At 74.6% G+C, this 25,644-nt stretch carries 17 protein-coding genes; 7 read left to right on the plus strand and 10 right to left on the minus strand.

Annotated elements, in window-relative coordinates:
- Positions 1 to 138: 138 nt before the first annotated feature.
- Together AB8M62_RS18480 and AB8M62_RS18485 are read right to left on the minus strand one after the other, a co-directional pair.
- Entirely contained in the window at positions 139 to 1,098 is a 960-nt protein-coding gene (locus tag AB8M62_RS18480) for a cell wall-binding repeat-containing protein (RefSeq protein WP_369070511.1), read from the minus strand.
- 105 nt (positions 1,099 to 1,203) lie between these two features.
- Entirely contained in the window at positions 1,204 to 1,644 is a 441-nt protein-coding gene (locus AB8M62_RS18485; RefSeq protein WP_369070512.1) for a MerR family transcriptional regulator, read from the minus strand.
- Positions 1,645 to 1,721: 77 nt separating this feature from the next.
- Between AB8M62_RS18485 and AB8M62_RS18490 the strand changes: the two genes are divergently transcribed.
- Complete coding sequence (locus AB8M62_RS18490; RefSeq protein ID WP_369070513.1) at positions 1,722 to 2,576, plus strand: SDR family oxidoreductase; 855 nt, start codon at positions 1,722 to 1,724, stop codon at positions 2,574 to 2,576.
- 109 nt (positions 2,577 to 2,685) lie between these two features.
- Here AB8M62_RS18490 and AB8M62_RS18495 read toward each other — a convergent pair whose 3' ends face one another.
- The 3 genes from AB8M62_RS18495 to AB8M62_RS18505 all read right to left on the minus strand — a co-directional run bounded on the left by AB8M62_RS18495 (position 2,686) and on the right by AB8M62_RS18505 (position 7,511).
- Entirely contained in the window at positions 2,686 to 3,090 is a 405-nt protein-coding gene (locus tag AB8M62_RS18495; protein WP_369052824.1) for a hypothetical protein, read from the minus strand.
- Between the two features lie 194 nt (positions 3,091 to 3,284).
- Positions 3,285 to 4,193, minus strand: a complete 909-nt coding sequence (locus AB8M62_RS18500; protein WP_369052826.1) for a CARDB domain-containing protein — start codon at positions 4,191 to 4,193, stop codon at positions 3,285 to 3,287.
- A gap of 171 nt (positions 4,194 to 4,364) precedes the next feature.
- On the minus strand, positions 4,365 to 7,511 hold the full coding sequence (locus tag AB8M62_RS18505; RefSeq protein WP_369070514.1) for a fibronectin type III domain-containing protein: 3,147 nt from the start codon (positions 7,509 to 7,511) through the stop codon (positions 4,365 to 4,367).
- A 342-nt stretch (positions 7,512 to 7,853) separates the two neighbouring features.
- Here AB8M62_RS18505 and AB8M62_RS18510 point away from each other — a divergent pair, with 342 nt between their 5' ends.
- Positions 7,854 to 8,948: a TolB family protein gene (locus tag AB8M62_RS18510; RefSeq protein WP_369070515.1), complete on the plus strand. Its 1,095-nt coding sequence runs from the start codon at positions 7,854 to 7,856 to the stop codon at positions 8,946 to 8,948.
- Between the two features lie 73 nt (positions 8,949 to 9,021).
- Here the strand turns inward: AB8M62_RS18510 and AB8M62_RS18515 are convergent, their stop codons facing one another.
- Both AB8M62_RS18515 and AB8M62_RS18520 read right to left on the minus strand, forming a co-directional pair.
- Entirely contained in the window at positions 9,022 to 11,259 is a 2,238-nt protein-coding gene (locus tag AB8M62_RS18515; protein WP_369052829.1) for a cell wall-binding repeat-containing protein, read from the minus strand.
- 837 nt (positions 11,260 to 12,096) lie between these two features.
- Complete coding sequence (locus tag AB8M62_RS18520) at positions 12,097 to 14,607, minus strand: cell wall-binding repeat-containing protein (protein ID WP_369052830.1); 2,511 nt, start codon at positions 14,605 to 14,607, stop codon at positions 12,097 to 12,099.
- 658 nt (positions 14,608 to 15,265) lie between these two features.
- Here AB8M62_RS18520 and AB8M62_RS18525 point away from each other — a divergent pair.
- The 4 genes from AB8M62_RS18525 to AB8M62_RS18540 all read left to right on the plus strand — a co-directional run bounded on the left by AB8M62_RS18525 (position 15,266) and on the right by AB8M62_RS18540 (position 22,798).
- Positions 15,266 to 16,621, plus strand: a complete 1,356-nt coding sequence (locus AB8M62_RS18525) for a family 4 glycosyl hydrolase (protein ID WP_369070516.1) — start codon at positions 15,266 to 15,268, stop codon at positions 16,619 to 16,621.
- An 81-nt stretch (positions 16,622 to 16,702) separates the two neighbouring features.
- Positions 16,703 to 18,940, plus strand: coding sequence for a putative bifunctional diguanylate cyclase/phosphodiesterase (locus AB8M62_RS18530; protein ID WP_369070517.1), 2,238 nt, complete (start codon positions 16,703 to 16,705; stop codon positions 18,938 to 18,940).
- A gap of 39 nt (positions 18,941 to 18,979) precedes the next feature.
- Positions 18,980 to 19,750, plus strand: a complete 771-nt coding sequence (locus tag AB8M62_RS18535) for a hypothetical protein (protein ID WP_369070518.1) — start codon at positions 18,980 to 18,982, stop codon at positions 19,748 to 19,750.
- Between the two features lie 18 nt (positions 19,751 to 19,768).
- The gene (locus AB8M62_RS18540; protein WP_369070519.1) at positions 19,769 to 22,798 is read left to right on the plus strand and encodes a bifunctional diguanylate cyclase/phosphodiesterase; all 3,030 of its coding nucleotides are present in this window, start codon (positions 19,769 to 19,771) and stop codon (positions 22,796 to 22,798) included.
- Between the two features lie 176 nt (positions 22,799 to 22,974).
- On the opposite strand, the gene AB8M62_RS18545 is transcribed toward AB8M62_RS18540, so the two are convergent.
- From AB8M62_RS18545 to AB8M62_RS18555, 3 genes are read right to left on the minus strand one after another with little or no spacing between them, the layout of a single operon-like run.
- Positions 22,975 to 23,226 carry a hypothetical protein gene (locus AB8M62_RS18545; protein WP_369070520.1) on the minus strand — a complete coding sequence of 84 codons (252 nt, stop codon included), beginning with the start codon at positions 23,224 to 23,226 and terminating at the stop codon, positions 22,975 to 22,977.
- Entirely contained in the window at positions 23,226 to 23,645 is a 420-nt protein-coding gene (locus AB8M62_RS18550; protein WP_369056618.1) for a DUF2382 domain-containing protein, read from the minus strand. Before AB8M62_RS18550 ends, AB8M62_RS18545 begins: the two co-directional genes overlap by 1 nt.
- Before the next feature lie 19 nt (positions 23,646 to 23,664).
- A complete protein-coding gene (locus tag AB8M62_RS18555) occupies positions 23,665 to 24,573 on the minus strand; it encodes a DUF2382 domain-containing protein (RefSeq protein ID WP_369070521.1) in 909 nt (302 codons plus the stop codon).
- 229 nt (positions 24,574 to 24,802) lie between these two features.
- Here AB8M62_RS18555 and AB8M62_RS18560 point away from each other — a divergent pair, with 229 nt between their 5' ends.
- Entirely contained in the window at positions 24,803 to 25,507 is a 705-nt protein-coding gene (locus AB8M62_RS18560) for a hypothetical protein (protein WP_369056616.1), read from the plus strand.
- Positions 25,508 to 25,644 lie beyond the last annotated feature (137 nt).

The raw sequence follows: 25,644 nt of genomic DNA on the forward strand, positions 1-25,644 counted from the left end.
CCCCCCCCCCCCCCCCCCCCCCCCCCCCCCCCCCCCCCCCCCCCCCCCCCCCCCCCCCCCCCCCCCCCCCCCCCCCCCCCCCCCCCCCCCCCCCCCCCCCCCCCCCCCCCCCCCCCCACTCCTCCCCTCCCGGTGCGGTCAGGACGGGCGCGCCGCGCCCACGAACCACCGGTCGGCCGGCTGGCGGCGGTCCAGCTCCGCGCGGGTCTCCTCGGGCGTACCGCCCGCGCGGGTGAGCAGGAGGGGCGCGGCGGCCTCGGCGGCGAACGGGCCGGCGGCCAGCGCGTCGGGGTAGTTGTCGCCGACCGCCAGGACGGCCCCGGTGGACCCGTCGAAGAACCGCCGGCCGACGGCGACGGCCGTCTCGTAGCGGGTGGCGCCGCCGAGCCGCTCGAAGGTGGCGCCCTGGTAGCCGAGGGCGCGGACCTGGTCGAGGACGGTGTCCGAGACGGCGCCCTGCCCGCCGAGGACGAAGAACCGGCTCGGCGCCAGCCCGAAGGGCGCCCCCGGCGTGAGGAGCTCGGCGACGGGTGCGGGCAGACGGTCACGGCCCACCAGGAGGATCGGTGCGCCCTGGTTCCCCGCGGCGGCTGCACCGGCGAGCGCGTCGGGGTAGTTCTCCCCCGTGGCGAGGAACACGGTGTCCGCCTCGTCCCACAGGATCTGCGCGGCGGTCGCCGCGGTGTCGTAGCGGTCGTCGCCGGACAGGCGCAGCACGACGTACCCGAGCCGCTCCAGCTCACGCTCCACCGCGGTGCTGACCGAGTTCGTGCCGCCGATCACGTAGACGGCGAAGGCCTCCAGCCGGGCCAGCTCGTCGACCGTCGCCTGCGGCAGCGCGTAGCGGCCGGTGAGCAGCACCCGGCTCTGGTCGGCGCCCGCGGCGGCGCTGGCGGCCAGGGCGTCGGGGAAGTTCTCCCCCGTCGCCAGGTAGACGGGCGCGTAGACGTTGCCGTCGAACGCCTGCGAGACGGCGGCGGCCGTGGCGTACCGGTCGGGGCCGAACAACCGCTGGTCCGCCGCCTGGGCGGGCAGCGCGGTGCTCAGGCCGAACGCGCCGGCGAGGGTGAGGGCGAGCAAGGTCGAGCGACGTCGCACGGGTGTCTCCTGGTGTCGTGGAGCGTGGGCGTGCAGTGTCGCAGCCCGTGCACCCGGCGGAGTGCTCTTGGACGATCCGGACCCGGGTGGGCGGCGGCCCCGGGCTCAGGCGACCTCGCGCCCCCGCCCGTCCTCCAGGCACGGGGCAGGGGTGCCCGCCCACAGCTGCCCGGCCGTGCCGTCGGCCAGCCGCGCGGCGTACAGGTCGGCCTTGGCGGCGATCGCGTCACGGGCCGCCACGAGTTCCGCGACCTGCTCCTCGACGCGCTGCTGGTGAGCGCGCAGCAGTCCGTAGCGCTCACGCTCGTTGCCCTCCCCCGCGCGCACCAGGTCGGCGTACTCGCGGATCGTCGGCAGCGGCATGCCGGTGCCGCGCAGCCGCGCGCACATGCGCACCCACTCCACCTCGAACGTCCCGTAGCTGCGCCGCCCCGCGGCGTCGCGGGCCACCGGGTGCACGAACAGGGCTTCGCGCTCGTAGAAGCGCAGCGTGTCCACGCTCACGCCGGTGAGCGCGCTGACCTCGCCGATGCTGAACCGCTCCACGGCACCACTGTACGAACGGGCGGGCGCGCCCCGCGAGGGTTGACCTGGAGTCGGCTCCAGCTCCTAGCGTCCCCGCCATGACAGAGATCGACCTCGCGGAGACCACCTGGATCGTCACCGGAGCCTCCAGCGGCCTGGGCCGCCTGACCACCGAGCGCCTGCTCGCGACCGGGGCCCGCGTCGCGGCCGTGGTGCGGCGGCCGGACTCCCTCGACGACCTGCGCGACGGCGCCGGCGACCGCCTGCTGGTGGGCGTCGCCGACGTCACCGACGCCGCTGCGGTCCGCGCCGCGGTGGACGGCGCGTTCGCGCGGTTCGGGCGCGTGGACGTCGTCCTCAGCAACGCCGGCTACGGGTTGTTCTGCTCCGTGGAGGAGGCCTCCGACGACCAGGTGGAGCAGCAGCTGCGCACCAACGTCCTCGGCTCGATGCACGTCGTCCGGGCGGCGCTGCCGCACCTGCGGCGGCAGGGCGGCGGGCGCGTCCTGCAGGTCTCCTCGGCCGGCGGGCAGACGACCTACCCGGGCTTCAGCTACTACCACGCCTCGAAGTGGGCGATCGAGGGTTTCTGCCAGACCCTGGCGCTGGAGACGGCGCCGTTCGGGATCGCCACGACGATCGTCGAGCCCGGCGCCACGGGCACGGGTTTCGCCGCGGCCCTGGTCACCGCCCCCGTGCTGGAGGCCTACGAGGACACCCCGGCCGGTCACGTCCGCCGGCTCGTGACCTCCGGGGAGTTCCCCGTGCCCGGTGACGCCGGGAAGGTCGTGGACGCGGTGCTGGAGGTGGTCGCCAGCGGGCGGACGCCGCTGCGGCTGCCGCTGGGCCCGGACACCTACGCCGACGTGCGGGCGGACCTGCGCGCGCGGCTGGAGGAGCTGGAGGCGCAGCGGGAGGTGGCGCTGTCCACGGCCGCCACGGCTGGCGCGTGAGCGGGTGGAGCGTTCTCGTCGTCCCGATGGCGTCTCGACGACCGGAACGCTCCAGTCGCGCCACCAGCGGACCTGGTGCAGCACACCGCTCGGCGCAGCCGCGTCAGGCTCAGCCCGCCCCGATCAGGGGAGCGAGTCCCCGGGCGATCTCCCGCGCACGCGGCAGGTCACGCGCCGCGGCGGGACGGCGCACCTCCAGCACGCCCTCACGCGGGGCCGGGTCGCTGACGTCCAGGACCACCGCGCGCCCGTCGACGAGCATGGCGTCCAGCAGCCGCTCGGCGTCGGCGGCCGCCGCGACGACCCGCGAGCGCAGCAGGTGGCCCACCGCGGTCGTGCGCGCCAGCCGCAGCAGAAGGCTCTCGTCGTCCAGGTGGTGCAGCTCGGGGCGGCGCAGCAGGACGCGTGCGAGCGCGCTGATCTCCGCGGGGCTCGCGGGCCGGACCGCCGCAGCCGCGCCGGCGCCCGGGCGCACGGGCGCGTTGACGCGGATCGGTCGGTGCTGGCGCCCCACGGCGGTCTCCTCACGAGCATCAGGCGCTCACGCCCACCGTGAGCCGTCCTGTCGTTCCCTGGTCGGTTCCTCACACATCGGCGGACGCGGGTGGTCAGGTGATCGGCCGTCCGGGCGCTCCCCGTTCGGGTGATGCGAGCGCCGGGCAGGGAGGGACGACGAGGAGCCTCGCTCGTCGCCTCCCGGTCGGCGCGTCAGCGCATGTCGAGCTCGACGTCCACCGGGGTGACGACGGAGGCAATGACCCTGCCGTCGAGGTGGTACCGGGTGGTCGTGAGCTTGGTGACGTGCAGGTAGTCCCAGCCGGGCTCGGTCCCAGCCGGGCAGCGCAGTTCGTGCGGCGCGTACTGCTGGTACTTCTTGATCTCCGTCAGGTCGAACCCGCTGGCGACCACGCGGACCGGGGTCGTGGAGGCCGGGACGCTGCCCTCGCCGGAGTCGCCCCACGGAGTGCCGACGCCGTAGCTGGTGTTCCCGGCCCCGGCGGGGGTGCCGTACCGCTCGGTGCCGGGGACCAGCGCACCGTCGGGAGCGAAGCAGGCGAGGTACGTGTCGCCGCTGACACCGTTGGTCAGGCCGGTCGCCACGTTCATCGGCGCTGCGGTGACGACGGGCGTCCCACCGTTCAGCCGAGCGGTAAGGCCGCTGGCTCCGGTGACCGTCACGGTGCGGGTGTTGTTCGCCTCGTCGGACTCGGTGATGCGACGGGCGTCGTCCACGAAGGCGACGACGCTGTTCGCGCCGGCGGTGACCGGCCAGGAGGCCGACCCGCGCGGGCCGCTGTTGGCCGTGAGGGTGACGGAACCACCCGGCGGCAGGCTGCTGCGCCAGGTGTCGGACCAGGTGACCGTGGAGCCGCGCACGCCGAACCCGACGCCGTGGACGACGCCCTCCGGCGTGGGGGCGTTCCCGCGATTGGTGACGGTGGCGGTGAAGGTGACGCCCTGCCCCACGATCGGCGTCCGCGGCGCCCACTTCACGTCGGTGACCACCAGGTCCGGTTGCGCCGGTGCCGCGGACGAGGAGCCGGCGACGGCCACCCCGGCGATGACGGCGCTTACCAGGGCAGCACTGAGCTTCTTCACGGTTCCCCCCACGCTCACCGCGAGCGATCACTCACGGTGAGCACGGACACTACGCCGCGTCCATCTCGTGCTGCGCCCCTCCGCGGAGGGCCGTGGACACGCTGCACCAGTCCGGTGCCGCGGAGCACGGGTGGAGCGTTCCGGTCGTCTTGAAGAGGTTCGGACTACCGGAACGCTCCACCCACGACGTCAGCGGACGCTGGTGGTGACCGTCCGGGTCGCGAACGACCACGTCATCGACCCGCCCTGGAAGTCCTGCCGCACGCCACCGGGGACGGGGTGCTCCCCCGAGCGCGGGTAACCCAGCCGGCTGTTCTCCCACCCGGCCGCGCCCCACGCGCGCCGGATCTCCCCCTGCACCACCTGCGCACCCGTGGCCGGCGACCAGTAGACGGCCCCGCCCTGGAAGGCGGTGAAGGCACCGCCGCGCAGCGCGACCTCACCGGTGGTGGGGAACCCGAGAGAGCCCCGCACCCCGCCGGCGGCGGTCAGGCGGTCCAGGATCGCCCCGCGCACCTCGTGGGCCCCGGTGGCCGGGGACCACGCGAGCACACCGCGCTGGAACGACTGCACGACCCCGCCGCGCACGGCGCGCTCCTCCCCCACGGGGAACCCGACCGGGGAGGTGTTCGCGCCGAGCCGTCGCCACTCGGCGAGCACGTCGCCCTTCACCACTTGGGCGCCACCGGCCGGGGTCCACCACACCTGCCCGCGCTCGAACGTCGCGTAGGCACCACCGGGGACGGCGACCTCCGAGCTGGTGGGCCAGCCCAGGGAACCGGTGCGCTCACCGTCGGCCCGGTAGCGGGCCAGGATCGCGCCCTTGACGTTCACGGTGCGGCCGTCGCGGGTGTAGTCCGCGGAGCCGTCGGCGCGCACGACGACCGGCGGGACCGGGGGCGCGGGGGTGCGCGTGGGCGTCGGGGCCGGCGTGCGAGTCGGCGTCGGCGCGGGTGCCGTCGTGCGGGTCGGGGTGGGGACCGGTGCGGCGGTCGGGACGGGGGCAGGGGCCGGGAGCGGAGCCGTGGTCGGAACCGGCTGACTGGTCGTCGGCGGCGTCGTCACGGGCGTCGTCGTCACGGGCGTCGGCGTCACCACCGGGACGACGGGCGGCGAGAAGGTCACCGGGTCCGAGGCGACCGACTCGGGGCTGTTGCCCGCCGCGTTGGCCGCCGTCACGGCGAACGTGTACGTGCCCGCCACGGTCACCGGCAGGAAGGTGCCGGTGCCGCTGGACGCCACCGTCTGGACGACGGCACCGTCCCGGTAGACGTTCACGCTGTACCCGAGCACGGGGCTGCCACCGCTCGCGGGGGCCGTCCACGTGAGCGTGACCGTCGAGCCGGTGAGCGTCGCGACGGGCTTGGCGACGGCGGCCGGCGGGGTGGCCACCTCGTACCGGACGACTCCGCTGCGGACCGCGTCGCTCACGCCGACGGCGTTGACGGCTCGCACCTCGAACGCGTACGGCACGTTCGCGTCGAGCGTGTAGGTGGTGGAGGTGCCGGTGACGGTGCGCGGTGCCTGCGCGACGCCGTCCCGGTGGGGGGTGACGGTGTACCCGGTGACCGGGCTGCCGTTGGGGGTCGCCGCCGGCCACGACACGCTCGCCGTGGCCCCGGCGGCCGTGGCCGTCACGAACGCGACGGGGGACGGCCGGTCGACGGGGACGACGGTGGCGCTGCGGCTGCTCTCCGCGCCCGTACCGACGCCGTTCCGGGCGGTCACGGTGAAGGTGTACGTGGTGCCGTTGGTGAGACCGGTGACGCGCGTCGACGTCGCGGTGGCCGACACGGTCTTCGCGAGGCCGGACTGCGCCACGCCGTTCACGTGGGGCGTGACGACCTGGTCGGTGATCGGGGAGCCGTTCGCCGCACCGATCGTCCAGGAGACGTCGGCGGCACCAGGCGCGGAACTCACCGAAGTGATCTCACCGGCGCCGGGAACGGTCACCGAGGGATCGACGACGCTTTCCAGGCTCTGGCCGAGGGCCACCTTGACCCGGGCGGTCTGACCGTTGAACGAGAGCGTCTGCACCTTGACGTTCCCGCTGATCGAGGTGAACACCTCACCGGTCTTCAGGCTCCAGTCGTACTGGGTCGTCCCGGGACTCGCGTCGAGCACCATCGACCCGCCCGTCTCCGAGGTGTCCGGGCGGGTGATGCGCACGCCCTTGGCCGGTCCGCGCCAGTTCGACGCCGCACGGGTGTCCCCGGCCGAGTCGCCGCGCAGCTCGACGAAGTACCGGACGTTGTTCGTCGGGTCGACGACGTTGAGGCCGTACGTGCCGTTCGCGGCGCGCACCGGCAGGGCGGCGATGTCGTACACGCCGCTCGCGGTGACGGGCTTGATGCCACCGCTCACCACCCCGAGCCGGTACTGGTGGGCGACACCGAGGTTGCCGTGCCCGACGTCGGAACCGCTCTCGGACATGACGTCGAAGAGGTCGCCGTAGGAGACGCGCTGCATGGTGCAGTTGGGGCACCCGCACGCGGAGTTGCCGGCCCTGACGTCCGCCGATGCGGCGCAGTACACGGCGTTCGCGTGGCCGAGCGACATGTTGTGGCCGAGCTCGTGGGCCCACAGGGAGGACTGGACGTCGGTGACGTACAGCTGCCCGGAGGAGTTGACGCTGGAGCCGATGGTGCCCTGGCCGTAGGCGGCGCACGCCCCGGAGCTGAGCGCCCGGGCGGGCGTGACGATGACCAGGTGCTCTCGCGGGTTGTTCGCGTTGAACCCCGTCCTGGCCGCGGCCTCGCTCCACATGCCGAAGGGGTTCGAGCACGGCTGGGCGCTCTGGTACCAGTCCACGATCGAGCCGGCGAGGGTGAACGTCAGTTGACCGTCGGTCTGCGCGCTCCAGTAGCTAGACGCCGCTTGCAGCGCGGCCTCGACCTGCGCGCGCGTGAAGGGGGTGGCGTCCTGGGTCACGCCGGCCGGGACCGCCATGGCGATGCGCACGGTGTGCGGGGAGGCGGCGTTCCCCAGCTCGGGCCGGGGATCGTCGGCGGGCTCGACGTCGACGACGGACAGCACCTGCAGGACCTCGGCGTCGGCGTCGCGCACCCGCAGCTCGACGTCGGTTCCCGGCTCCAGGGCGGTCACCCGGGCGTCCGTCACCCGCTGGTACACCGACGGCTCGGTCTCGAGGTAGGTCTCGACGTCGCCGTGGCCGACGCCCGTCTCCGCGGCCAGCTTCACCACGGTGCCGTCGACCAGTTCTCCGGGGCCGGCCGCCTGGGCGGTGCCGGGCGGCAGCACGACGACAGCGGGCAGCACCGCTACCAGCCAGCCGAGCGATCGGCGCTTCTTCACCAGGACCTCCGAGGTCGACACGTCTCGGGGGTCCGTCGGCGCGGCCGTTCACCACTTGACGGACGGGTGGCCCGGTCGGGTGAGCTCTTTCCCCGGCCGGACGAACCACCTCGCCGGACAGGAGCGGGCACGCGCACGACCTGCTAGGGCTCCGGGGGCCCCAACCTCGCGGGACCGTTCACCCGGACGGGTGATCGGCGCCCGCTCGCGCACCGCTTCTGCTGAGATGAGGGGCGGACCTCGGGAGGCGCGGTGCGGGCTGGACGGACGGGTTCGGGGGCGCTGGCGCTCGCGCTGCTGGCGGGGTGCGCGGCACCGGGCAGCGGACCGGAACCAGCGGCACCGGCCGCGGCAGGAGGTCCCGTGGTCGCCTTCACCGGCCACACCCCCGGTACCGGCGGGGCGGTCCTGCTCGTGGTGGACACCGCCACCAGGGAGCAGCGGGAGGTCGCTCCGGAGTGGGCGAGCGAGCTGGCGTGGTCGCCGGACGGTGCGCGCTTGGCGTGGATCGGCTGGGACGACGTCACCGGGGGCGGTACAGCGCGGGTGGCCGGCCTGGACGACGAGGTGAGCGACCTGCCGGGCGGTGGTGACGTGCGCGGGCTGGCGTGGGCGGGCGACGGGACGCTGGCGCTGCTGCGCCGTCCCGCGGCGGGTGGGTTGCCGGAGCAGGACTGCGCGGTCCCCGACGCGCGCCGCGCCGTCCGGTTCGACGTGGTGCTGCACTCCCCCGACGGCGCCGAGCGGGTGCTGACGACGACGACCCCGACGGCGCGGAACCTGACGTGGTCGCCGGACGCGCGGACGCTGCTGTGGACGGAGGGCGGCCCGGACGTGTGCCGGGGCGCGGACTCGCAGGTGTTCCTCGCCGACGTGGGCAGCGGTGCCGTGCGGCGGGTCAGCGGGAAGTCGCAGCGCGCAGGGGGCCCGCAGTTCACCCCGGACAGCCGCACGGTGGTGCTGTCCAAGAGCGACGGCCTGGGCGCCGACCTGGTGCTCGTCGACGTGGCGTCGGCGACGTCGCGGCGCCTGCTGACCCCCGGGGTGGTCGAGCAGCGCCACGCCCTGTCCCCCGACGGCACCCGCGTCGCGGTCGAGCGCTGGGTCGAGGGCGACCGGCGGTCGCGCATCGTGCTGCTGGACCTGCAGGCGCGCGTGGTGCGCGACGTCGCGCCCGCGTTCGGCCTGACCGACGTCATCGCCTGGTCGCCCGACGGGTCGTTCCTGGCCGTGGCCGGCGCGGTGGTGACGCCGTCGTGCGAGGACCCGTGGTGCGACGTGGCCGGCGCCGACCCGGCCGTGTGGCGGGTCGGGCTGGACGGGGAGGTGAGCGTGCTCAGCGAGGACTCCTCGCTGGGGACAGACGAGCTGGTGTTCGCGCCGTGGTGGCCGGCCGGACCGGCGCTGGAACGGCGGGAGCGGGTGGTGGACGGACAGCGGCTGGGCAGGGTCGACTGACCAGGTGCGGCGGGGCGGTGGTCACCGTCCTGTCACCGGCCGCACGAGGAGGGGCCGGTGACAGGACGACCGGTCAGGGCGTGAAGCTGGTGACCGCAGCGGCCCCAGGCATCTGGTTGTACGCGTTCCACTGGACGACGTACAGCGGCTGACCGGCGGTCAGGTTCCTGTTCCGCAGGTCGTAGCTGAAGCTGCCCCCGGCGGGCACGTACCCGCCACCGACGTACGCACCCGTCGCCGTACGCACCTCGACGAGGCTGTCGGTGCTCGGTGCGTCACCGGAGAGGACACCCCCCACGACGCTGACGTTCGTCGGAGCGGCACCTGCGCGAGCGGTGCTGTTCGAGATGACGGCAGGGTCCACTCCCCAGGTGTTGACGGGTCGGCCGCCCACCGTCACCCCGCGGAAGACGCGGACCTGGAAGGCGCTGCCGCCGTAGATGTACGGTCCGCCGTTCGTCAGGACGAGGTCGTTGCCGTCGACCGTGATCGTCGTTCCCGGGGAGGCGCTGTAGAAGGTCTCGTACCCGTTGGCGGCGAAGTAGACGGCGGCGGCGGCGTCCTGCAGGACGGGCGGGGCGGGCAGGGTCAACCGTACGGAGTCCCCTGGGTCGAGCCGGCCGTCCGCGACCGCCGTGAAGTCCGCGGAGGTCGGGGCGACCCCGAGCTCCACCGGAGGCAGCTCGGGAAGAGACGTGGAAGTCGTGACGGCTCCCGCTGCGGCGTCCTGGTTGCGGGCGACGACGTCAGCGCTGTATTGGCCAGGAGCCAGCGCGCTGAAGATCGCTTCGCGGGCACCAGCCGCAGAGATGGTCCGCGTCGTCGGCTGAGCCCCCGGGGGAGACGTCCGGGTCAGCGTCACCTCGTACTCGTCGACACCTCCCGACCCAGGAGCGGCGAGCGGCGCCTCCCACGTCACCCTGATCGAGCCGTCGGTCTGCCCGGCAGAGACCGCTGACGTGACCACCTGCACGTTCCTCACCGCACCGGGCGCCGCCTCGGGAGTGCTGTTGCTCACGAGGCGGCCGCTGAAGCCGGCCACCCGGTTCGCGGCGCGGTCCTGCAGCGACCCCGTCTGCGGCGGGTCGTAGGCGATCGTGACGACCTGGCCGTAAGCGACGGGCGCGGCCAGGACCAGGGAGACCGAACTCTGGAGAACTGTTACTCCCGTCACCTGCACCGGTTGCGAGGACTGCAGGTCGGGACCGGCCGACACGGTGAAGGCCTGCGGCGCGGGTGTGCTGGTCGCGAGCAGCGGTTCGTCGAAGGTGAGCTGCAGCGCGGTCCCGTCCACGACGGCTGTGGTCAGCGTCGGCGCGGTCCGGTCGACGGGCGTACTGGGCGGCGGTGTCGGAGTGGGTACCGGGGTGGGCGCTGGTGTCACCGGCGGACTCGGGACGGGTGCATCGGCGGCGGTCGCGGCGGCAGCCACGACGTCCTGCCCCACTGCACCCGACCCGCCGAAGACGAGAGCCTCCCCGGTGAAGCGGTCGGCGTTGTCGGTCAGGTAGGTCTCCGTGGCCGCACCGAGCGACTGCGGCGAGGACGCGAGCAGCAGCGGCGCTTGGCTGCGGGCGAGGATCGGGCCCGCCACGAGGGCGTCGGCCAGATCGCCCCCAGAGCCCAGCGCGAGACCGAACCCGGTACCCGAGAACCCTCCGCGATCGGTGGCGAAGTCGGCGACGGCGACGGCGGTGTCGTAGCGGTCGCCGCCCTGCAGGCGGGTCTCGGCACCCAGTTCCCGAGCAGTGGCGTCGCTGACGGCCGCCGTCCCGCCGAGGACGACGACCTCGGCGTCGGGCCAGCGCTCCAGGGCGTCGCGAGTGGGTGCAGGAACGTCGTCCCTACCGGTGAGCAGGATCGGCCAGCCGTTGGCCGCGGCCATCGGGGAGGCGGCGGCGGCGTCGGCAGCGCCGCCCCCGGCCGCGACGAAGACGACCTCGGGGGCGCCGTCGTCCGCGACGAGTTCCGTCAGCTGCGCGGCGGTGTCGTAGCGGTCGCTGCCCGCGGCGCGCTCGACCGTGAACGACTCCTGCAGCAGGGTGGCCACCTCGGCGCTGACGGCGTTCTCGCCCCCGGCGATGACGACGCGGGTGGCGCCGAGCCGGCGCAGTTCAGCGATGGTCTCGCTGGTGATGGTGTCGCGGGCGGTCAGCAGGACCGGCGAGTCGTAGCTGCCCGCTAGGTAGGAGGCCGACAGGGCGTCGACGGTGGAGGTCCCGCTGGCTAGCAGGACCGTGCGGTCCACGGCCGGGGAGAACGTGCTCGCGGACGCCTGGACCGCGGTGGCGTAGCGGGACGCACCCTCCACCCGGGTGATGGTCAGGCTCGGCGCCGCTGATGCCGGAGGGGTGGCCAAGCCGACGAGGACCAGGGCCGCGGTGGAGGCGATCGCCGTCCGACGCATCGCGGGGACTGCTGCGCCCGGCCAGGCTCCCCGGCCGACGCGTCGTCGGGCGGGTGGAGGGACTGGGGCGAGGGACGGTCGGACGAGGCGTCGTTCGTTGTCCACGAGAACTCCCGGAGCATGAGGCGGTTCAACCGTCCTACCACGCGACGTAGCACCCTGAACACCGTCAGCTACTGAGTGGTATCAGTACGTTCACCGCTCCCGGGGTGAGAGGGACACCGCTCGGCGCTGGCCTCCGACGGTGTCGGAGGCCTCGCCCCGGAGGGACGAGCACCCGCGGGGATCGCGGACCACGCAGCGGGACGTGAAGCGCGCGCACTGCGTGATGCCGCACCGGTTGCTGATCTGACCGACGTCATCCTCCGGTCGCCCAGCTGGATCTTCCGGCGGTCGCCGGACCGGTCGGGATCGTTGAGCGCAGGTGAACGCGAAGGCCCGTGGCGAGACGTGGCCGGCGCAGACCGACCGTGTGGCAGATGAGGCTGGACGGGCGGGTGGACGTGCTCAGCGAGGACTCCTCGCTGGGGACCGAGCGGTTGGTGTTCGCGTCGTGGTGGCCCATCGGGCGGGCGGTGGAGCGGCAGGAGCCGGCGCGGGAGTCCCACCGGGAAGCGTTGAGGTGCAGCCGACGTCTGCGCTCTTGACCACGAGGCTGCACCTCCAACGCACTGGAGCCCCGGACCAGGAAGTCCGGGGCTCCAGCGGTGTCGAACCATCAGGAGGTCGACATCACCGACGTCAGCCGATGGTCAGGTCCACACCCGCACCGGCCGCCAGGCTGAGGCGGTTACCCGCGACGTCCGTGACACCCGAGGTGTTGACGATCGTGGCCGGGTAGGCCACACCCGCGACGTCCCCGGCGGTCACGACGGTCGGAGCGGCGGTCACGGTCACCGTCAGGACCGTGTTGGCCGCGGCACCGGCGTTCGGGCCGGCCGGGGTCGCCGGGACGGCCGCCGCGTTGAGGGACACCGTGGCGTTGGTGCCGACCACGAGGTCCGCGACGGACGAGCCAGCCACCGTGCCGTCGGCCACCCGGATGACCGAACCGGCGGCCGGCAGGGCCAGTGCCTCGTCGGCGCGGACGGTGAAGACGTCACCGGCGTCGAGGATGCCGGAGAAACCGGCGTCCGTGACCAGCGTGGTTGCAGTCGCGACCGGGCCAGCCGTGTCGGCCGCCGGAGCGGTCGAGGCGACGGTCGTGCTGGCAGCGGAGAAGGCGCTCTGCTGTCCGTCGTTCACCACGGCGGCGCGGTACTGGTAGCTGCCGACCGCCACGTCGTTGTCGGCGTACTGGAAGCCAGCAGCGACGGAGTCGGCGTCGGTCGTCGGGGACGCGATGGTGGTGAAGGTGCCGACGACGCCGTTGGTGACGGTCGCGCGCTGGAGCACGACGTTGTCGATGGTCGCAGCCGCACCCGAGCCGCCGAGCGTCACCGTGACGGTGATGTCGTTGGCGGTCGCGGTCGCGGCCACCCCGGTGGGAGCGACCGGGTTGGCGTCGGTCAGGGCGAAGGTGCTCGCCGCGGTCGTCGCCGAGTAGGCCGCGCCGAAGGTGTCGCCAGCGGACAGGGCCGCCTCGAACTCGTCGAGGGTGGCCGGGACGCCGCCGATGCTGAAGGTGTCACCCGCCTTGTAGGTGAAGGTGGAGCTGGCCGCGTCGAACTGGTTCGCCGCCTTGTTCACCGAGGTGATGGCCGTGCTCGTCGCCACGGTCTGCGAGGTCGCCGCCGGGTTGACGTAGGTGACGGCGCCGCCGAGACCGAAGGCCTCGACCGGGTTGCCCTGAGCGTTGAGCTCGAGGCGCGGGCTCGGGCCACCGGCGGTCAGGGCCAGGCCCGCACCACCGTTGACGTAGACCACGGGGACGACCGACTCGGTCGCAGCGCCGTCGACCGTGAAGGTGATCGAGCCGTTGACCGGGTTGGCAACCGCCGAAGTGGTCCCGGGGGAGGTAGCCGTACCCGGACCGGTGTTGGTGACCGGCGCACCACCGTTGACGGAGGTCAGCGCGGCGCCGACAGTGCCAGGGGCAGCGAGGTAGTTGCCGCTGACCTGCTGGCCGTTGGCGCCGTCCGGGTTGGTCGACGTCACGCCGACAGGGGTGCGGTCGATCGCGAAGGTGGTGAGGCCACCGACGACCGAGATGTTGCTGGCCGCGACCAGGGTGACGCGGTACTGGGTGGCGTCGGTCAGACCCGTCACCGTGTAGGTGCGGTCGTCCGCGGTCGGCGTCGTGCCGCCCTCGTTGGCGAGGGTGAGCGTCGCCGCGGTGTTCGGGGCGACCGCGAGGGAGTTGAGCGCGTCGGTCACGGTCTGACCGGCCTCTTCGGCCTCCGCGATGACCGACGGCGCGATTGCGGCGGAGCCACCGAAGGCGGCGGCCTCGACGAGGGTCGCGGCGTTGTCGGTCAGGTAGCCCTCGGCAGCCGCACCGAGCTGGGTGTTGCTCTGCGTCAGCAGCAGCGGGTACCCGAGCGTGCCCAGCCACTGCGAGCTGACCAGCGCGTCCGCGGAGTTCTGGATGTTCGCGGCGATGTCGCCACGGGCGATGCCGACGCCGGCGTTGGAGAAGCCGAGGTTGGCGACGGCCTCGTTGGCGATCGCGACCGCGGTCTCCTGGCCGGAAGCGCCGGAGATGCGCTCGTTGACCGTGAAGCCGGCGGCCTCGAGGTCCGTCTCGACCTGGGTCGGAACAGCGGCGGTGCCACCGAGGACGGTGACCTCGGTGATGCCGGCGGCCTCGACGGTGTCGATCCAGGACTGCGGGACGGCGCCCGGCACGGGCAGGATCGGCACGCCGTTCGCGTAGGCGATCGGGCCGGCGGCCAGGGCGTCGGCCGGGTTGCCGAACGCGCGGACCAGGTAGGCCGACGTCGGCGCGTCGTCGCCGGCGGCCAGCTCGGCCAGGACGTCCAGCGAGGTGGCGACGCGGTCGGAGCCCGAGAGGCGCTCGACGGCGTAGCCGTCGCCCTCGAGGGCAGTCTCCTGCGCGGCGCTGACGGCGGCGGTGCCACCGACGATCCAGACGTTCTCGACGCCCAGGTCCTCGAGGGCCGCGGCGGTGGTCGCGTTCAGCGAGCCGGCGTCGGTCAGCAGGACGGCGGCGCCGACCTCACCGGCGACAGCGGCGGCCGACAGGGCGTCAGCGGGACTGTAGGCGTTCACCAGGACGGCGTTGGTGGTGCCGGTCTCGAAGGTGGCGCCGGCGATCGCGGCGGCAGTGGCGAAGCGGTCCGCGCCGGCCACCGGGGTGACCTCGAAGCCGGGGAGCGCCGAAGCGGAAGAAGCGGAGAAACCAACGGTGGTGAGCCCGACCAGAGCCGCAACGCCGGCCCCGATACCACGCCGGCGCAACCGGGAGGTTGCTGCGGTCACGATTGCCTCCAAGGCAGTGTGAAGTGATGTTTCCCCCCCTGGGGGGCCGGCTCGTACGAGCCTGCGTCGCCGTCTCGCCCGCTACTCAGCGGAGTCCCCCGGTGACAGAGACGAACGTACACGAGAGTCACATCAGCAACACCAGGAGTGACGATCAGATCTCGGCTCCTACGGCGTGTCGCAAGCGCGACACGCTGCGTGACCTGCGGTTTTGTGTCCGATGTGTAAAAGTCACAGTTCGGTAACACGCGATCTCCACGGGCTCCGCAGCGTGCAGTCACCCGGACGGACTAGTCACAGGGGATGGAGTCACCGGTCGTGCGGGGGTCCGGACGGGTGGGGTGCGTGTGGGTGACACGGGTCAGGGGCCGATCCGGGGGACGTTCCGGCGGGCTCGTCGCGGTGAGTGACGGGGAGGGTGAGAGAGGTGGGGCTGAACGTGGTGGTGGGGTGAGGGCCGCAGCGCTCCCAGGACGGCCCCACCACGCCGCCGTAGGCTCCGGGACGTGCAGCGACCGGGAGGCATCGCGTGAAGCTGGCCGTCCTCGGCGGGGGCGGGTTCCGCACCCCGTTCGTCTGGCAGGCGCTCCTGCGCGACGACGGCGACCCGCGCGTCGACCACGTCGTCCTCCACGACACCGACCCCGCCCGCCTGGCCGGGATGCGCACCGTCCTCGACCAGCTCGCCCGCGGCTTCGCCCGCCCGCCCGCGCTGGAGACCACCACCGACCTGGACACCGCCCTGCGCGGCGCCGACGTCGTCTTCTCCGCCGTCCGCGTCGGCGGGCTCGCCGGCCGCGTCGCCGACGAGCGCGTCGCCCTCGACCTCGGCGTCCTCGGGCAGGAGACCACCGGCCCCGGGGGCCTGGCCTACGCGCTGCGCACCGTGCCCGTCGCCGTCGACGTCGCCCACCGCGTGCGCGAGCTCGCCCCCCGCGCGCTCGTCCTGAACTTCACCAACCCCGCCGGCCTCGTCACCGAGGCCATGCAGGCCGTCCTCGGCGAGCGCGTCGTCGGCATCTGCGACACCCCCTCCGGCCTCGGCCGCCGCGTCGCCCGCCTCCTCGGCCACGACCCCGGCGACGTCGAGCTCGACTACGTGGGCCTGAACCACCTCGGCTGGCTGCGCCGCGTCCTCGTCGACGGCCGCGACGTCCTGCCCGCGCTCCTCGACGACGACGCCCTCCTGGCCCGCCTGGAGGAGACCGCCCTCTTCGGCGCCGGCTGGCTGCGCACCCTGCGCTGCGTCCCCAACGAGTACCTCTACTACTGGTACCGCGGCGCCGAGGCCGTCCGGACGCTGCGCGAGGCCCCCCGCACCCGCGGCGAGGACCTGCTCGCCACCCAGCGCGACTTCTTCACCGCCCTGCCCGCCGCCGGCGAGCGCGCCGCCGACCTGTGGCGCGCCACCGCCCTCGCCCGGCACGCCACGTACATGGCCGAGGCGAAGGACGGGCACGTCGCCGAGGGCCACGACGGCCCGCCCGAGACCGACCCCGACCAGCAGGGGTACGCCGGGGTGGCCCTCGCCGCCGTCGCCGCCGTCGCCCGCGACGAGAGCGCCCGGGCGGTCCTCGACGTCCGCAACGGCGGCACCGTCGCCGGACTGCCCGAGGACGCCGTCGTGGAGGTCCCCGTCGTCCTCGACGCCCGCGGCGCCACCCCCGTCGCGCTGCCGCCGCCGGACCTGCACCAGCTCGGGCTGATGGCCCAGGTCAAGGCCGTCGAGCGCCTGACCATCGAGGCCGCGCTCACCGGCGAGCGCGAGAGGGCCGTGCAGGCGTTCGCCGTCCACCCCCTCGTGCGGGACCTCGCCACCGCGCGCGCCCTCGTCGACGGCTACGTCCAGCGGATCCCCGAGGTCGCCGCCGTCCTGCGGCGCTGACCCCCCGCCGGATCCCCCGCCGGACCGCCCGGCCGGGTGACAGCGGTCAAGCCGTCACCTCGTCGAACCGATGACCGCACCATGGCCACCGCTCCCTCACCGCTGCCCGCGCACGCGGGCCCCGCGGTGGCCTCCCCCCTGTACGCGGCGCTCGGCGCCCTCCTCGCCCTGCTCGCCCTCACCCGCGGCGGGCACGTCGAGGTCGTCCTCGTCGCCAGCGGCGTCGCCGCCCTCCTCACCACCGCCGCCGCCCTCGTCCTGCTGCGCGCCGGCACCAACTCCCGCGCCTACGCCGCCGCCGGCGCCGCCTGGGGCACCGCCGTCGCCCTCGCCGGCACCTGGCCGCACACCGACGTCGCGGGCCTGTCCCTCGCGCAGCTGCTCGTCGCCGCCGGCACCCTCGGGCCCCTGCTCGTCGTCCTGCGCCTGCTGCGCGACGCCCGCGCCGGCACCGACGACCCGCCGCTGCTCGTCGACGCCCTCATGCTCGCCACCGCCCTGGCCACCGTCGGCTGGGACGCCTTCACCCGCAGCGGCCACCACGGCGGGACCGGCTGGACCGCCTCCACCGTCCTCACCCTCACCGCCACCGCCCTGCTCGCCGGCTCCGCCACCGCCCTCGCCGTCGAGCACCCGCGCCTGCGCGCCGCCGCCGTCGGCCTCAGCCTCCTCGGCGTCGGCACCGCCCTCACCGGCATCTGCTTCCACCACGAGCGCGCCACCGCCCACGTCGCCGTCGTCGCCGCTCTCGCCGGCGGCACCGCCGGGCTGCTCCTGCTGCCGCGCGCCGGGATCGTCCAGCACGGCGGGGAGGCCGCCGCCCGCGCCGCCCGCCGCCTCGAGACCGCCTCCCTCGTGCCCGGGCCGATCCTGCTCGTCGACCTCGTCCTGCTCGTGCTGTCCCCGCGCAGCGACCCGGTCCTGTTCGCCCTCTACATCAGCGTCCTCGTCGCCTACACCGTGCGGCACGCCGCCACCGCGCGCGCCGTCGACCGCAGCTACCGCGCGCTGCGCGAGCGCACCTTGCGCGACGAGCTGACCGGCCTCGGCAACCGCACCGCCCTGCAGGACGCCCTCACCCAGCCCGACCGCGAGCAGGCCCTCGTCCTGCTGGAGCTCACCGGTCTCGACGACGTCAACGACGTCCTCGGCGTGCGCTCCGGCGACGCCGTCGTCCGCGCCGCCGCCGACCGCCTCGTCCGCGTCCTCGCCGGCCCCGGCGGCACCGCCTACCGCACCGGCCGCGACGAGGTCGCCGTCCTCCTGCCCGGCGGCACCGCCGACGCCCTGCGCCACGTGGACGCGCTCGCCGCCGCCGTCGCCGAGGCCCCCGCCGCCGTCGACGGCGCCGCCCGCTTCCCCCTGCTCGCCACCGCCGGTGTCTCCAGCTGCCCCCTGGACGCCCCCGGTGACCCGATGGCGCCGCTCGTGCGCGCCGACATCGCCCTGCGCGACGCCCGCCGCCTCGGCCCCGGCGGCGTGTCCGTGTACTCCGGCGACGTCGCCGCCGCCCACGCCCGCCGCAGCCTCCTGCGCGAGCGCCTGTCCGTCGCCGTGCGCGACGGCCTCGTCGCCGTCCACTACCAGCCCGTCGTGTCCTTCACCACGGGCCGCGTCGCCAAGCTGGAGGCCCTCGCCCGCTGGGACGACCCCGTCCTCGGCCGCGTCAACCCCGCCGAGTTCGTCGCCGTCGCCGAGGAGTCCAACCTCGTCGTCGCCCTCGGCGAGCACGTCCTGCGCACCGCCGTGCGCGACGCCGCCGCGATCGGCGTGTTCGACGCCGGCGTCGGCCTGGCCGTCAACGTCTCCGTCGTGCAGCTGCAGTCGCCCGGGTTCGCCGACGTCGTGCGCGACATCCTCGCCGCCCACGACGTCGACCCCGCCCTGCTGACCCTGGAGCTCACCGAGTCCGTGTTCCTGGACACCGACTCCCCCGCCGAGCGCGTCGTCACCGAGCTGGCCCGGCTCGGCTGCCGCATCGCCATCGACGACTTCGGCACCGGCTACTCCGCGTTCGGCTACCTGGGGCGCCTGCCCGTGCACGTGCTGAAGATCGACCGCTCCCTCACCCGCTCCGTCACCGAGGACGGCACCGGCCAGTCCGTGCTCACCTGCGTCGTCGACCTCGCCAACCGCCTCGGCCTGACGACGGTCGTCGAGGGGGTCGAGACCGCCGAGCAGGCCGCCGTGTGCCGGTCCGTGGACGCCCCCCTCGGGCAGGGCTGGCTGTACGCGCCGGCCGTGCCGCTGACCGACGTGCCCGCGCAGCTCGCCCGCGTCCACCCCGTGCCCGGGAGCGCGCAGCCGGTGGCGGGTTGACGTCTTCCCCGGCCACGACCCCCGCGCCAGACTGACCGTGTGCGCGGCCGCGTGCTGGTGGTGCGTCTCGTGGCGCTCCTGCTCGCTCTGAGCTGGCTGGTGTTCCCCGGGTTCGGCCTGATCGACCTCAGCGTGACCTGGGACCCGGGTTGGGACGTGGTGCTCGAAGCCGGCTGGGGGTTGTTCTTCACGATCTTCGTCGGCACCTCGTTCGTCGCGGTCGCGGTCGTACCGCGGCGCGCCGAAGCCGCCCTCGCCCAACTGGGGTGCGCGACGCTCGCGCTGGTCGTCGCGGCAGCCCTCAGCGCAGACGTCCCCGCGCTCGTCCTGACGGCCGTCCTCGCCGTGCAGGTGGCGCTGGTGGCTCGGACCGGCCTCACCCCGCTCCCGCGCCCGGTGCGGTGGGAGTGGGACGCGCCCCTGACGGCCGTCACCGCCGTGGCCGCACCAGCCTGGCTCGCGTACGGCTGGCAGATGGCCGGCGCCGACCGGCGCGGTGTCCCGACCGACGAGATCACCGTCGGGGTCAACCACTACGCCGTCCAGGCCGCCACCGCCTTCGCGCTGGTCCTCGTGCCGGCGCTCGCCAGCTGCTGGCCCCGCGGTCGACGGTTCACCGGTACGAGCACCGCCCTCGTGGCCGCCTACCTCGGACTCATCGCCTACGCCTGGCCCGGCGAGGAGGGAGGGTTCGGGGCTGCCTGGTCCCTCGCCGCCATGACGTGGGCGCTCGTCGTCGCTGTGCTCACCTGGCGCCCCACCCCCCGACCGCGGGTCAAGCTCGTCCCCGCACCCGCCGATACCTCCTGAGCACCAGGAGGGAGGGGCATGCACGCGCTCACGTCGCTGCGGCGCCGTGCCACCGCGCCCGCGGTCGTCACGCTGCTGTTCGCGCTGACCTACGCCCTCGCCGTCGTCGCCGGCCGCGCCACCCGCCCCGAACAGGGCGCCCTGGCGCTGCTGTGGCCCGCCAGCGGCGTCGCCCTCCTGTGGCTGCTGCACGTGCGCTCCCGGCGGTGCCTGGCGCTGGCCACCGCCCTGCTGCTCGTCCTCACCGGCCTGCTCAACCAGGCCACCGGCCTGCCCGCGCTCGCCGCGTGGAACATCGCCGCCGCCACCACCGTCCAGGCGCACGTCGTGCTGCGCGTGCTGCGCCGCCTCGCCCCCCGCGGCCTGCGCCTGCAGCGGGCGCGCGCGCTGTGGGTGCTGCTGCTGGCCGCCGTGGCCGGTTCCGCGGTCGGCGCCGTCCTCGCCGCACCGGGGAACGCCGTCCTGCTCGACCGCGACCCCGCCCACCTGGCGCTGCAGTGGTTCGCGCGGCACGTCTCCGGCACCACGATCGTCGCGGGGATCGCCCTCGCCCTCGACCGGCGCCGCGGCGGCGGCCACTCCGCGGCGCGCTGGTTCGAGTACGTCGCCGTCATGACGACCGCCACCGCCGGGTCCCACGTCCTGTTCAACGTGCTGCACAAGGAGACGCTGACGTTCGTCGTCGTCCCCGTCGCCGTGTGGCTCGGCATGCGCACCAGCGTGCGCGTCACGGCGTGGACGATGACCGGGGTCTCGTGCTTCCACCTGCTCATGGCGCGCGCCGGCGCCGGGCCCTTCGGCGGCCTGCCGCTCGTCGAGCGGGCCGTGGCCGTGCAGCTGTTCCTGCTCGTCGTCACCGTCCTCGCCCTCGTCCTCGCGCTGCACCACGACGAGCGGCGCCAGCTCGTCGCCGGTCTGCGGCGCGCCAGCGGCGTCGCGGAGGAGCAGATGCTGCTGCTGTCCACCGTCTTCGACCGCGCCCGCGACGCCCTCACCGTGTGCGCGGCCGACGGCACCGTCCTCATGCACAACAGCGCCGCGCAGGACCTCCTCGGCGACGTGCCCGCGGACGTGCGCGCCGCCGTGTGGACGCGCTTCACCAGCCTGGAGCGCCCCGACGGCACCCCCTACGGGCGCGAGGACCGGCCCCTGGTGCGGGCGCTCGCCGGTGAGCACGTCGACCACGTCGACGTCCACGGCACGCTGCCCGACGGTGGCCGGGTCGTCCTCGACGTCACCGTCCACCCCCTGCCGCCGGCGCCCGGCGCGGCCTGGTCGCGCGGCGCCCTCATGTCCGCGCGCGACGTCACCGCCGAGCGCGCCGCCCACCGCGCCGTGCGCGAGTCGCGCGACCTGTTCGCCGGCGTCCTCGACGCCGCCACCGAGGTCGCCATCGTCGTCTGCGACGTCGACGGCCGGATCGTGCTGTTCAACGGCGGCGCCCACCGCCTGCTCGGCTACACCGCCGAGGAGGTCCTCGGCCGCACTCCCCTGCTCTGGTACGACACCGGCGAGGTCGAGGCCCGCGCCGACGAGCTGGGCGTCGAGCCCGGGTTCGACGTGTTCACCGCCGTCCCGCGCCGCGAGGGCTCCGAGACGCGGCAGTGGACGCACGTCACGAAGGACAGCCGACGCCTGCAGGTGTCCCTGTCGGTCAGCCTGCTGCGCGACGGCGCGGGAGAGGTCATCGGCGCCATCGGCGTCGCCACCGACGTCACCGCCCGCCTGCAGGCCGAGGCCGCGCTCGTGCACCGCGCCCACCACGACGCCCTGACCGGCCTGCCCAACCGGGTCCTGCTGCACGAGCGGCTCACCACCGCGCTGCGCGCCGCCCGCGAGGGCACGTCCGTCGGGCTGGTGGCGATCGACCTCGACGGGTTCAAGCACGTCAACGACTCCGCCGGGCACGCCGCCGGCGACGACCTCCTGCAGGCCGTCGCCGACCGGCTGTCCCTGTGCGTGCGCGGCGACGACACCGTCGCCCGCCTCGGCGGCGACGAGTTCGCCGTCCTGTGCCCGGCCGCCTCCCGCGACGACCTGCGCGGCGTCGCCCAGCGCGTCCTGGCCGCCCTGCAGGCCCCCTTCACCCTGGACGCCGGCACGTTCCACGTCGGTGCCAGCATCGGCTGGTCCGTCGCCGGCGCCGACGGCCCCGCCGTGGAGGAGCTGCTCCAGCAGGCCGACGAGGCCATGTACGCCGCCAAGCGCGACGGCAAGAACCGCGCCTACGGCTACGACGTGCGCGACCGCGCCCGCGCCGAGCGCGCCGCCGTCCTGCTGCCGCAGCTGGCCGACGCCCTGCGGCGCGGGGAGTTCCGCCTGCACGGGCAACCCGTCGTCGACCTGGGCAGCGGCGCCGTCGTGGCCGTGGAGACCCTGCTGCGCTGGCAGCACCCCGAGCGCGGGCTCCTCGCGCCGGGCGAGTTCCTCGACGTGCTGGAGTCCAGCCCGTTCATGCCGGCCGTCGGGCGCCACGTCCTGCACGAGTCGTGCCGGATGGCCGCCGGGTGGTCCGCGGCCCTGGGTGCCGACGCCCCCGCCGTGCACGTCAACGTCTCCGCGCGCCAGCTGGAGGCCGGCACGTTCCTGTCCGAGGTGCGCGGCGCGCTCGACCGGTTCGGCCTCGACCCGCACCTGCTCGTCGTCGAGCTCACCGAGACCCACGCCGCGCACATCACCGAGTCCCTGCGCGGGGACCTGGAGGACCTGCGCCGCCTCGGGGTGCGCGTCGCCATCGACGACCTCGGCACCGGGTACTCGGGGCTGGCGCGGCTGACGGAACTGCCCGTGGACGTGCTGAAGATCGACCTGCAGTTCGTGCGGGGGATGCTCACCGACCCCAGCTGCGACGCCGTCGTGCGCGCCGTGCTGAGCATCGGGCAGGCGCTCGGCACGACCGTCGTCGCCGAGGGCGTGGAGACGGCCGAGCAGGCCGACCGGCTGCGCTCCTACGGCGCCGACACCGGCCAGGGCTGGCTGTTCGGCCGCCCCGTGCCCGAACCCGACCTGCTCGCCGCCCTCACCGCCCAGCCCGCCCCCACCGCCTGACCCGCTCCCTCCGTGATCTTGCTGGAAAACCTGCGAGATCACGGAGGGAGGAGGGCGGTGCGGCTGAGCGCTCCCGGGCCCGAGGAGTTCCGGGAACGAGAACTCCCGGGAACGACGAACCCCGCCGCGGTCTCGCGGGGCAGGACCCTGCGAGACCCCGGCGGGGTGAGGTCGGCTCAGAGGCCGAGCTTGCCCTTCAGGCCGTCGACGGCGCCGCCCAGGCCGCCGCCGGCGCCCTGACCGCCGGAACCGCCGGTGAAGGCGGACAGCAGTTCCTGCGGGCTGACGCCCAGCTTGCTCAGCAGGTCGCCGTGCTGCTCGGTGTCCACCTGACCCGGCAGTTCCTGGTCGGCCTGCTGCGTGCGCTGGTCACCGCCGCCGAACTTGTCGGCCAGCAGCTTCAGCACGAACTCCTTGGGGATCTGCACTACTGCTCCTCTCGTCGCGTCTCCGGCGCGTCGACGTGGGTCCGCTCGCGGCGGACGACGGCCTCGACCGTCTCCTCGCCCGCGACCTCCACGACGCGCACCCGGACCCGCTCCACGGGTTCGACCCGCACCGAGACGACGGGGACCTCCTCGTGCAGCACGAGCTCCAGCTCGCGCGGCCCCGCGTCACCGCCGTCCACCCCGTCGCCGACCTCGGCGACGGGCTCGTGCGCCAGGACGAGCTGCTCGACGCGCACCGGCACCTGCACCGTGCGCACCTCCTCGACCACGCGCTTGACGATCCGCACGCGCTCGCGGGGGACGCGGCGGGTCGAGACGACCAGCCGCTCCTCCGACAGGACGACCTCGACCTGCTGGTCCCAGTCGTCGCGCGTGCCGGTGCCCCCCGCGGGGGGCACCGGCTCCGCGGTGCTCAACTCAGCGCCGGTCGCGATCGGTCGTGGCCTCGGTGCCGGCGTCGAGGTCGATCTTCTCCTCGCGCACCTCGGCCTCGACCGTCTCCTGGCCCGTGACCGTCTCGGTGCCCAGCCGCACGCGCTCCACCGGCTTCGTCTCCTTGGCGACGACGGGGCGCTCCTCGTGCAGCGTGACCTCGTGCTCCTCCTCGGTCAGGTCGCCGCCCGACAGGGCCGCACCGCGGTTCGCCTCGGTGATCGGCTCGCGCTCGACGCGGACCTCCTCGTGGCTGACCGGCACCGTGCGCGACTCGGTCGTGCTCACGATGTGCTTGCGCAGGCGGGCGCGGCCCGTCTCGCGCTGCTCGGTGCCGACGCGCAGCTCCTCCTTGGAGCGCGTCATCGCGTCGTCGGTGTTCGGGCCCGAGGTGTCGTGGCCCTCGCCGCGCACGTGACCGGTGGTGCCCGCCACGCCCGCCGCACCGGTGGTGCCGGTGGTCGTGGTGCGGTCCGTGATGTCGCGGTCCGTGATGTCGCGGTCCGTCGTGGTGCGGTCCGTGACGTCGTGGTCCGTCGTGGTGCGACCGGTGGTCGTCGTGTCGGTGCGGCCGGTGGTGCCGGCCGTGCCGTAGGCGATGCCGTAGTACTCGTACAGGCCCTGCTCGTCGGCCTCGCTGAGGTGGGCGCCCGGGTCGTGGTTCGGGGCGTCCTTCACCTTGCTCTTGTCGAACGGCACGGTGATGGTGCCGTCGGACAGCGAAGCCCGGTCCAGCGGGATCAGCGAGACGTTGGAACCGAAGAGACCGGTCTTCACGGAGACCCACTCGGGGTCGCCGGTGCGGTCGTCCAGGTAGACCTCGTCCACCTTGCCGATCTTGTCGCCGTCCTGGCCCGTGACGGTGGCGCCGTACAGGTCGTCGATGGACGTCATCCCAGTGATCACAGTTCCACTACCTCCTGTTGCGTCCGGTGTGTTCCGGCGTGCGAGTCAAGGGGTACCCACCTGCGCCGGGCTCAACCCCCCTGCGGCGAGGAAATTTCTAGGTGGTCACAGAACGGTTGCGGGGCAACGGTTCCACGACGCGCGCTCCGGGTCGGGTCGCACTACCGTCGACCGCACCGAACCCGTGCACCGCGGGTTCCGCACCCAGGAGGACACGATGTCGAGCCCAGCGGGGCAGGAGCGCCCCCACGACGGCGGGCACCGTCCCACCCACGACGACCGCCCCGGCCGGCAGGCCACCACGGACCGGGCCCAGGACCGCCTCGGTGTCGAGCACCACGGAACCGATCGACGCAGCGTGGTCGAGCGTGAGCGCAACGCGTTCGGCGGGATCAAGCCGGGCTCGGCCTTCTTCGGCTGGCTCACCGCCACCGGCATGGTCGTCCTGCTGACGACCCTCGTCGCCGCCACCGGCACCGCCATCGGGCTGTCCAGCCAGGGCGGCGTCCAGGGCGCCGTCGACGCCGCCGCCCAGCAGGCCGGTGCGGACGCCGGCACCATCGGGGTCATCGGCGCGGTCGCCGTGCTCGTGGTCCTGCTCGTCGCCTACTTCTGCGGCGGCTACGTCGCCGGCCGCATGGCCCGCTTCGACGGCGCCAAGCAGGGCGTGGCCGTGTGGCTGTGGGCCGTCGTCATCGCCGTCGTCGTCGCCGTGCTCGCGGCCGTCGCCGGCAGCCAGTACGACGTCCTCGGCCAGGTCAACGCCTTCCCGCGCATCCCCGTCGACTCCGGGCAGCTGACCACCGGGGCGGTCCTGTCCGTGGTCGCCGCCGCCGTCGTCAGCCTCGTCGGCGCCGTCCTCGGCGGCGTCGCCGGCATGCGCTACCACCGCAAGGTCGACCGCGCCGGACTCGGTCGCTGACCCCTCCCCCACCCGGGGGGGGGGGGGGGGGGGGGGGGGGGGGGGGGGGGGGGGGGGGGGGGGGGGGGGGGGGGGGGGGGGGTGGGTGGGGGTGGGCGAGTGGGGGGTGGGGCGGGGGGGGGTGCGGGTGCGGTATC

The sequence above is a fragment of the Kineococcus terrestris genome (assembly GCF_041020755.1).
Lineage (GTDB): Bacteria > Actinomycetota > Actinomycetes > Actinomycetales > Kineococcaceae > Kineococcus > Kineococcus terrestris.